This window comes from uncultured Endozoicomonas sp., from assembly GCF_947495845.1.
In the GTDB taxonomy this organism is placed as follows: Bacteria; Pseudomonadota; Gammaproteobacteria; order Pseudomonadales; family Endozoicomonadaceae; genus Endozoicomonas.
In genome coordinates, this window is record NZ_CANMAO010000038.1 from 26,561 (window position 1) to 35,285 (window position 8,725).

Annotated in this window: 5 protein-coding genes; 4 read left to right on the forward strand and 1 reads right to left on the reverse strand. The window is 46.3% G+C overall.

The features are described from left to right. Window positions 1-31: 31 nt before the first annotated feature. From Q1B11_RS18280 to Q1B11_RS18290, 3 genes are all read left to right on the forward strand, one after another. Window positions 32-862: a helix-turn-helix domain-containing protein gene (locus Q1B11_RS18280; protein ID WP_299735079.1), complete on the forward strand. Its 831-nt coding sequence runs from the start codon at window positions 32-34 to the stop codon at window positions 860-862. 133 nt (window positions 863-995) lie between these two features. Continuing rightward, window positions 996-1,913 (forward strand): TAXI family TRAP transporter solute-binding subunit, encoded by a 918-nt coding sequence (locus Q1B11_RS18285; protein WP_299735081.1) that lies wholly within the window; start codon window positions 996-998, stop codon window positions 1,911-1,913. Between the two features lie 65 nt (window positions 1,914-1,978). After that, a complete protein-coding gene (locus tag Q1B11_RS18290; RefSeq protein WP_299735082.1) occupies window positions 1,979-3,862 on the forward strand; it encodes a TRAP transporter fused permease subunit in 1,884 nt (627 codons plus the stop codon). Here the strand turns inward: Q1B11_RS18290 and Q1B11_RS18295 are convergent. Then, the gene (locus tag Q1B11_RS18295) at window positions 3,828-7,778 is read right to left on the reverse strand and encodes a PEP/pyruvate-binding domain-containing protein (RefSeq protein ID WP_299735084.1); all 3,951 of its coding nucleotides are present in this window, start codon (window positions 7,776-7,778) and stop codon (window positions 3,828-3,830) included. The genes Q1B11_RS18290 and Q1B11_RS18295 overlap by 35 nt on opposite strands. A gap of 444 nt (window positions 7,779-8,222) precedes the next feature. Between Q1B11_RS18295 and Q1B11_RS18300 the strand changes: the two genes are divergently transcribed. Next, on the forward strand, window positions 8,223-8,672 hold the full coding sequence (locus Q1B11_RS18300; protein ID WP_299735087.1) for a TRAP transporter large permease subunit: 450 nt from the start codon (window positions 8,223-8,225) through the stop codon (window positions 8,670-8,672). Window positions 8,673-8,725 lie beyond the last annotated feature (53 nt).

Here is an 8,725-nt window from a genome sequence, read left to right on the forward strand (position 1 = left end):
ATACACAGCAGCCTTTCTGGAACTTCCTCCTATGCTTGAAGTAAAAAAGTTACCTCACGGCTCAGTACTGGATGTGGAGTGGATTGGTAGCAACGCTACACCAGAATCTGCTGAAGCTCACCGACACGAGTACTATGAAATATTCTGGGTGTTAACAGGCATCGGTGAGCACAGTATTGATTTTGCTGAATATCCGCTAGAGCCTCATCGGATGTACTTCATCGCACCCGGTCAAGTGCACCACTGCCAATATCTGGCAGATGAGATGCTGGCTATTTCATTCAATCCTGAACTGATCAAGCCAGATGTTCAGAGCAGGCAAATTCTGGAAAAGATCTTCCTGAAAAACAACCACTGTCAGCCCTACATCAACATCAATGACACCGGACAAGAAACATTACTGAAGCTGATAGACATCATCAACCATGAATTGAGTCACTCATCACCGGATAATGAGCTGATCAATATGCTGTTCACCAGCTTTTTAAGATACCTTCTGAGGTACCTGCCAGATGATGAGCGTGCCCCTGATTTTCAGAATCATAAAGCTCTCCAGCTTATGCAGCTGATTGATGAACATTATCAACAGAAAAAGCAGGTGATTTTCTATGCAGAACGGCTAAACATGAGCAGTAAACGTGTCAATGAGTTAAGTCATCAATTTACCGGCAAATCCATCACCCAGCTCACCCACGAGAAAGTGATTATTGAAGCCAAACGTGAGCTGGCTTTCACCCATAAAACCATAAAAACCATTGCTTACGATCTGGGGTTCAACGATATAGCTTACTTCAGTCGTTTTTTTAAAAAACAAGCGCATGTCACACCACAGGTATTCAGAACCCTCTGGCAAAACACCTGAACCAGATCAGCTTTATTGTCCGCAAGAACAGTTCTACATCCCAGCATACTGTAGTAAGCTCAAAAAGCTGCGGGCGCCTTGTTCAGACCTCCGCACCCTAATAATTAAAATAATTGCTATGAGGAAGAACCCAATGAAACGGATAGCTGCAGCCTTTGCATTGCTATTGCCCATGCTTGCCTCTGCCCAGAATTACTCAATCGGTACCGGCGGCCAGAGCGGCATCTATTACCCTTTCGGCGGCGCATTAGCCAAGGTATGGTCCGATGAAGTCAGTGACGTTAACGTGAAAGCTGAAGTCACCGCCGCGTCAGTAGAAAACACCATTAAAGTCGTTCGCGGAGATATGCTGGCCGGTATCGCCATGGGCAATGTGGTGATGGATGCTTTTAATGGTGAAGGTAAGTTTCCTGCCAAAATGCCCGTTAACGTGCTCTTTGCGCTCTACCCTAACCTGGTTCATCCCATGACGTTGCAAGGTTCTGATATCAACTCACTTCAGGACCTGAAAGGAAAACGAATTTCTCTGGGCGCTCCCGGTTCCGGTACTGCAGTAACGTCCGCAGCGCTGTTAGAAACCCTTGGCTTTGATGTTGAAAAGGATATCAGCGCCGTTTATCTCAATTACTCTGAAACCACCAATGCACTGGCCAATGGTCAGATTGATGCAGGCTTTATTGTGGGCGGGCAGGGTGTTGGTGCAGTGACTCAAATTGCGCTAACTCACGATCTGAAAGTGATTCCGATTGCGCAACAGGAAAGAGAAACCTTTATTGCTGAGTATCCAGCTTACAGCGAATACACCATTCCTGAAGGTATCTATAACAACGTACCATCCACCGACACGGTGAGTATCTGGAACGTGCTGGTTGTCCGCGCCGATATGTCCGACGACATGGCTTACGAGTTGACCCGCGCTGCTTATGAAAATATAGACGACGTTCGTAAGGTGGTAAAAGTAGCTGATGCCACCATTCCAGCTAACGCCAAACAACTGGCTGGTGTCCCCCTGCATCCCGGCGCTGAAAAATACCTGAACAGCGTTCAATAAAAAGAACCTACCGGTGGCAGTAAATTCATTACTTTCACCGGTCAAAACTTCCGGCGTAAGCATTTATGAACAGGTTTGATCAAAACTCAGGCTATTTTTTATTGAGCCGTTTATTGTTGGCTCTGGCTGTTTCCCTGTCAGTGTTTCAAATCTGGCAAGGTATTACGTCCACCATATCAGCCACCTACTTCCGCCCTGTTCATCTAACCTGGGTGATGGTGTTGATTTTTATTCACTACCCTTTAGTGAACATTGAAGCTCTTGCCAATCAACGCTGGTCATTCGCAATATCTCGAACGATTGATCTTTCCCTGAGTGCACTTGCCGTTTTTGCCGGCTATCGAATTGTTCAGTTTGACTACAACGATATTAACTACCTGCTATTTGGGCTCACGACCATCGACCTGATAGCCGGGATTGCCTTCACCGCATTATTACTTGAAGCCTGTCGTAGAACCGTTGGCTGGGTGATGGTGATTATTGCCACCATTTTTCTTCTCTACAGCGCTTTTGGCGATACGCTGCCCGGCGCATTGGCGACCAAAGCCTACAGTTTGCAGGAATTGGTTCAGTTTCAGATATTCTCCAGCAACGGTATCTTCGGTTCAGCTCTGGGTATTGCCGCCACCACCGTATTTATCTTTGTGTTATTTGGTGCTTTTTTAGAAGTCACTGGTGCCGGAAAATTCTTTATTGATCTGGCTTTTGCCATCGCCGGCAAGTATCGAGGTGGCCCGGCAAAAGCAGCAGTCATTGCCTCCGCAGGCCTTGGTTCCATTTCTGGCTCTGCCATTGCCAATACGGTAACCACCGGCTCCATCACCATTCCCATGATGAAAAAACTGGGTTATCGCCCGGAACAGGCTGCAGGTATTGAAGCTGCTGCCTCTACTGGTGGACAGATCATGCCCCCCATCATGGGAGCTGGCGCCTTTGTTATGGCTCAGTTCACGGGCATTCCCTATAGCGACATTATGATCGCCTCGATCATTCCTGCCTTGCTCTACTTTTTCTGCACACTCCTCTACGTGCATATCATGGCGTGCAAACTGGAACTCAAAACCATCAACCGCACTGAAGCGGTACTGCAGGTCATGAAGCAGGGAGCGCATTTCCTGATTCCATTAGCCTTAATCACAACATTGTTAATGATGGGCTATTCACCTTTGCTGGTAGGCGTCGCTGGTTGTGCATCTATTCTTATTACAGCGGCCTTACGCAAACACAGCAGAGTCAATGCTCGTCAAATAATAGAAGGTATGAAGTCAGGGGCACTACTGGCATTGCCTATTTCGGCTGCCTGCGGTGCTGCGGGTATTATTGTCGGTGTCGTGGGTCAAACAGGAATAGGACTGCAATTCACCCAATTTGTCACTGCTCTATCTGGTGGCTATCTGTTTACTGCGCTGCTACTGATCAGTCTCGTCGCATTGATACTGGGAATGGGATTACCCGTCACTGCCGCCTATATTGTGCTGGCAGTTATTGCGGTGCCACTGCTGGGTGATTTTGGCTTGCCATTGCTGACATCACACTTGATTATTTTCTGGTTATCCCAGACTTCTAATGTCACGCCGCCCATTGCTCTTGCAGCTTTTGCCGGTGCAGGTGTGGCCAACGCCAACCCAATGAAGTCATCAATAGAAGCGTTTAAGCTTGCCGCTGGACTGTTTGTGATTCCGTTGATGATGGCATACACCGGGTTGATCAATACCTCTGATGATTCCTTGGAATTGATTATCTCAGCTATTCAGACGCTGTCGGTTATTGTCGGAATGGCCATGGCGATAGAGGGATATTTGCTGACACGGCTTTCTATTATTGAGCGACTTCTGTCCGCGGCAAGTCTGCCAATACTGCTGTTTAATCCTTTTGGCCTTTACTGGGTCGGTATTATTTTGATGTTGTCTATCGTCATACTTCATTGGAAGGCAGTAAAGGTTCATTAAAATCGGGATAGGGCAGAGCTTCAGTTAAAGCATCCTCTATCTCTTGTTTCCACTCGAATGGATTATTGTAGAAACACCACTTATAATCAAATTCATCTAAAGTTGAACATTCCATATCCAACTGTTTAAGGCATCGCTGCAGGCCTTCAACATATAGGGTCTTGATTTCTGGTCTTTGCCTTAAAGTTTCGGGAATACGATTATCGTAAAGTTCCTTAATTCTGCTATCGGAGAGTTGTAACACCATGGCAGCAATAGACGGATCACTCTTAATACGATCTGATGCATAGACATATGCCCAAACATTGATCTGAATTGCCTTTTTCATAAAGTCCGTATCATCTGTTAACGACTCAGCTGCTGTTACCAGATAGTGAATATTGTGCTTAATACCCGCCAGCATGATTTCAGCGTCTTTTGAATAAGATTCAAATTCATTATCGCGTAGTTTATGGAACTTGCTACCACCCACGGGTAAATTGTACAATTCCAACATGGCACTTCTGCTAAGTGATCCACATTCAACTGAGTATTCCATTGAATTAGCATGAGCCGCTGCAGACAATATTTCACGATCATTCCAGAAAGCTTCATCACCATGTTTCAGCGCTGCGGGGGTGTGAGTGGCTGCCGCCATGACAATATCCCGATCTTTCTTCAATGCCGGAGACAAGTGTTCCAGCAGTTCTCCATTCAAGGCAACCAAAGGTAATGCCTGCTCTTTATTCTCAAGCCAATCGGAATACTGCGCTACGGATTCCAGCACCTGCTTTGGCTTTTCTATCAATAAAAGGCGGATTTGTTCTGCATCTCGCTGAAACGATTGTTCAGAGTCAACAACAAAAGCCTTGTCTCTGTCCTGCTTTCCAACTTTTTGAGCAAAATGGATCAGTTTAACTTCATCACTGTCTTCGGGGAAAAAAGCTTCAAGAGATTTAGTAAATTTACCTTTTGCCCATTTCAACGCCTCCCTAAAGATTAATGCTTTACTCATGAGCCGACTATTCGCATCTTGAATACGATTGAGATAAATTCTGAGTGCTGGAAAGTCTTGAACAGAGGCTAAGCCTCTGGTGACGACACAGAAAGCGCTATCTTTGTTAAAGCTGCGACCCATAACCGTTATCGCTGCAATTAATTGCTGCCGCATACGTTCAATATCAGGAATATTATTCACTTCAACAACAATCTCACCCATCTCTTCATTGAGCGTTATTTGCACACCCTGAGATGAGTTCTGCTTACCGATACTGTTCAATAACAACGCCAGCCAGAGAAACCGTTTGAACTTACCTTCATAGCTTGTGTTGGTGTCTTTAAAATTGTCTACCATCCGCAAACGCATCAGCCTTCCCTGACTACCTGCCCCTTTGTCAACTAACTCAATGACACCTTTATGATAATTAATATCGGTGCTGATAATGCTGACTCCATCCATGTTCAGAACGGTATTATGGCGTCCGTAGTGTTCCAGTGCGCTGGCGCATTGGTCATCCAATAATTGTGTCATCCTCGGGGTGTTGAAATTCACGAAAGTGACACGATTCGACTTCTTCACAACCTCTCCACGCCCTGAAGCATTGGCAACATCTGCCAGAATATCCACAAAGCTTTTATGTACCAGAAAAACCGTATCGTGAATCGAACGCACCTGATGCGCTGTACGGGGTTGGGACAGAGATTGCAAGCTGTTCTTTAAGTTCTGACAATCCGTTTGCCACTGGCTGAAGTCACCGGTTTTTTGCAGCAGTTTGTCACCATCCAGAAGCCCTTTGGTGATTCTGTCTAACCCGGTATTGACCTTTGCTTTGATCTCACTTAAGCGAGTTTTCAGAGCCTCCAGATTTTCAAGATAGTATTTAATATTTGGTGGCGTTTCTTCTCCTTTAGAGCCTTCATTCAGATAGTCGCCATACCCCTGTAACAGGGCATCCGTATCTGAAAGGAAGTGTGAAACCTCATCGTTAAGGCAGCGTAATATCTGATGTCTCTGAGGGGACATACTGATCAAAACCGCACCTTCCGGCGAGAGACACCGGTTTATCAAAGCATCTCGATCAAAATATTGCAGCAAACGGGTATTCTGCCCGTTAAGCCACTTAAATTGGTGATCAACCCTCTTTTCATCACAACGGGTAGGCTGCCAGCGAGTTGTTCTTGCTATTGCTGCACTGAAGTCTGAAGAAGCGGCTGGCAATGTATTTGCCTGGTAATGCTCATAGGGCTGTTCACCATTCAGCAAAAAACCACCGGACTGACCATTAAATTCGCCGCAAGCCAGAGTCGCTATGTTTCCATCCACAATGACGGGTTTATCATCAGCAATAATGCAGGGTTTACCCGCCTGCCGAAGCGTAATGGCCACGTGGTCACCCGTTCCACCCTGCTCAAACACAAAGCCACTGACTTTGCCCAGAACGTCCGGTGCCAACATCCAGTCTTCACCATGGTGAGCAACGATAATGGCATTGTCCGGAAGGTTTTCCGGGTTGGCGCCAACCTTGACCAATACTATCGGGCCTTTACAAAGCCCCTCACTGACTAACGTGCCTTTAACTATTGCTTCAGAGGGGACACCAACTGAGAACTGAGCACCGCCCTGCAACCGGGTCACCGGTCTGACCTGCAAGACTTGCACCTGATTCTGTCGGTTAACCCCAAATTCGACATCCACCGGGCATTGCAATAGGTTTTCCAGTTTTACCATGATCTCATACAGTGCTTTTGCTGCTGGCTCCGGGAGCGTTTTCTCCTCAGAAGTGGGCAGGTCAGTTAGCCGTTCAATAGCTTCATTTTCCCTCTGACTCTCAAGATAAAAGGCCTGGGCAACGTCGCCACGTATATGTTCCAAGGTAGGCTGATGATTTTTTCGGGTGATCGTGTATCGATGGGGCGTTAAACCACTAAGTCCGGAAACAGCACCCTTGGGCTGTCCGGGAACATACTCAACCTGCATACGGTTATCTTTTAAGCTGGTGTAACTCATGGCAACACCACCAAACTGGCAATCAACACAGTGCTGCATCACCAGGGATAATGTTGTTGGCATGCCATTTTTGCAGGCTTCGGGACGGTAGCCGGAGGCCATGACCTTTAAACAGGTTTGTACGACATCATCAGCACCATGCACATAAGATTCGTATTTACCGGCCTGGGCATCACCATAATCATCTTCTTTTGCACCAGAGCTTCGGATAATAAACATCTGCTCCGGATCATCTGCACACAGAGCTTTGAAACGGTTCCGCATGATATCAGCCGTTGAATGGTTTTTAATGGCATTATAAAAAGCATCGCTTTCCAGAAATCCGGACAATGCTTTCAGCAACCGGCCTTGCTCGTCAGGATTGGTAATACGAGCGATTCGTTCTTTTAACTGGACGAGACTCACGAAATCCTGTGCATCCGGCAATTCAATCGACGAGAAAGCCTCAGGCAGTATGTTTTTCGCAAAACCGGCTTTTTCCAGCAAGAGAATTTCAGGAATACCCACCAAGCGGAATTCAGGTACAGGGATACCATTTGCACTCATATGTTGCAGAAACATGCCTTTCCCACCGACAACAGCACGCAGAGAACGGGAATCCTGCTGCGTCATCACTACGGAGGGGGGAGCTGGCCTCTGGGAATCGTTAAGGGAAGGTGCAGAAGCAATAGTTGCTTTTCCAAGGTCTTTTACTCTACCTATTTGATTTATGTTATCAGCCTGCGTTACCATTCGTTCTCTAATTTGTTCATCCTGTATCGCCCTATCGGCAATGGTATTTTGTCGCCAATCAACGCGGAGACAGTTTTTCTGATTAGCTTCAGAAACTACATGCCCCTGCACAGTAGCACTCTCGGCCTTTTTCAATAACCTTATACCAGAATCAACATGCCCAGCATATGACGCAGCCTGAGTAGCATTTAAATCCATACCTACCCCAAATATATTTTAAATTAGCACACTGCAAAACCAGCGCCTAGCTTAGAAGCAGCATTAAAATCAATAAAAAAGCACCAGAAATTTATTTAATAATCTTGCAGAATAAACAGGCATTCATTCTACATAGTTTTATAAAACTCTCACTAACCAAGCAGCAAGCAAGTCTAACAACCAAAACAAACCCCTTATGAGCCAACTTGGGTAATTTATCAAAGCTGTTGATAGTAATTTGGGGAGATAAATTCCCCGATGACCTTCTCATGAAACTCTATTGATCAGTGATCTTGAGAAGTAACTGTTTCTTCTGGCTAAGCGTTCCGCTTAGGGTAGACATTAAGGAAGTTTCCTTGTATCGCATGCGTTTCAGCGGTGTCCCGGTCTAGGAACCAGTTGGTTCGCCAGATGTAAGGCGTCGCTGATTGTGCATCTATTCTTATTACAGCGGCCTTACGCAAACACAGCAGAGTCAATGCTCGTCAAATAATAGAAGGTATGAAGTCAGGGGCACTACTGGCATTGCCTATTTCGGCTGCCTGCGGTGCTGCGGGTATTATTGTCGGTGTCGTGGGTCAAACAGGAATAGGACTGCAATTCACCCAATTTGTCACTGCTCTATCTGGTGGCTATCTGTTTACTGCGCTGCTACTGATCAGTCTCGTCGCATTGATACTGGGAATGGGATTACCCGTCACTGCCGCCTATATTGTGCTGGCAGTTATCGCGGTGCCACTGCTGGGTGATTTTGGCTTGCCATTGCTGACATCACACTTGATTATTTTCTGGTTATCTCAAACTTCTAATGTCACGCCGCCCATTGCTCTTGCAGCTTTTGCCGGTGCAGGTGTGGCCAACGCCAACCCAACAGCAATTCCCGCTCTTTCCTGAAGCCTCACAGCTGCAAGATGTACAGAGGAGGTAGAAAAACACAGCCCGCACAA

Excerpts from the sequence above, each read along its gene's own strand:
- Q1B11_RS18280 (WP_299735079.1), top strand. The coding sequence starts at position 32 with ATGCTTGAAGTAAAAAAGTTACCTCACGGCTCAGTACTGGATGTGGAG.
- Q1B11_RS18295 (WP_299735084.1), bottom strand. The coding sequence starts at position 7,778 with ATGGATTTAAATGCTACTCAGGCTGCGTCATATGCTGGGCATGTTGAT.
- Q1B11_RS18285 (WP_299735081.1), top strand. The coding sequence starts at position 996 with ATGAAACGGATAGCTGCAGCCTTTGCATTGCTATTGCCCATGCTTGCC.
- Q1B11_RS18290 (WP_299735082.1), top strand. The coding sequence starts at position 1,979 with ATGAACAGGTTTGATCAAAACTCAGGCTATTTTTTATTGAGCCGTTTA.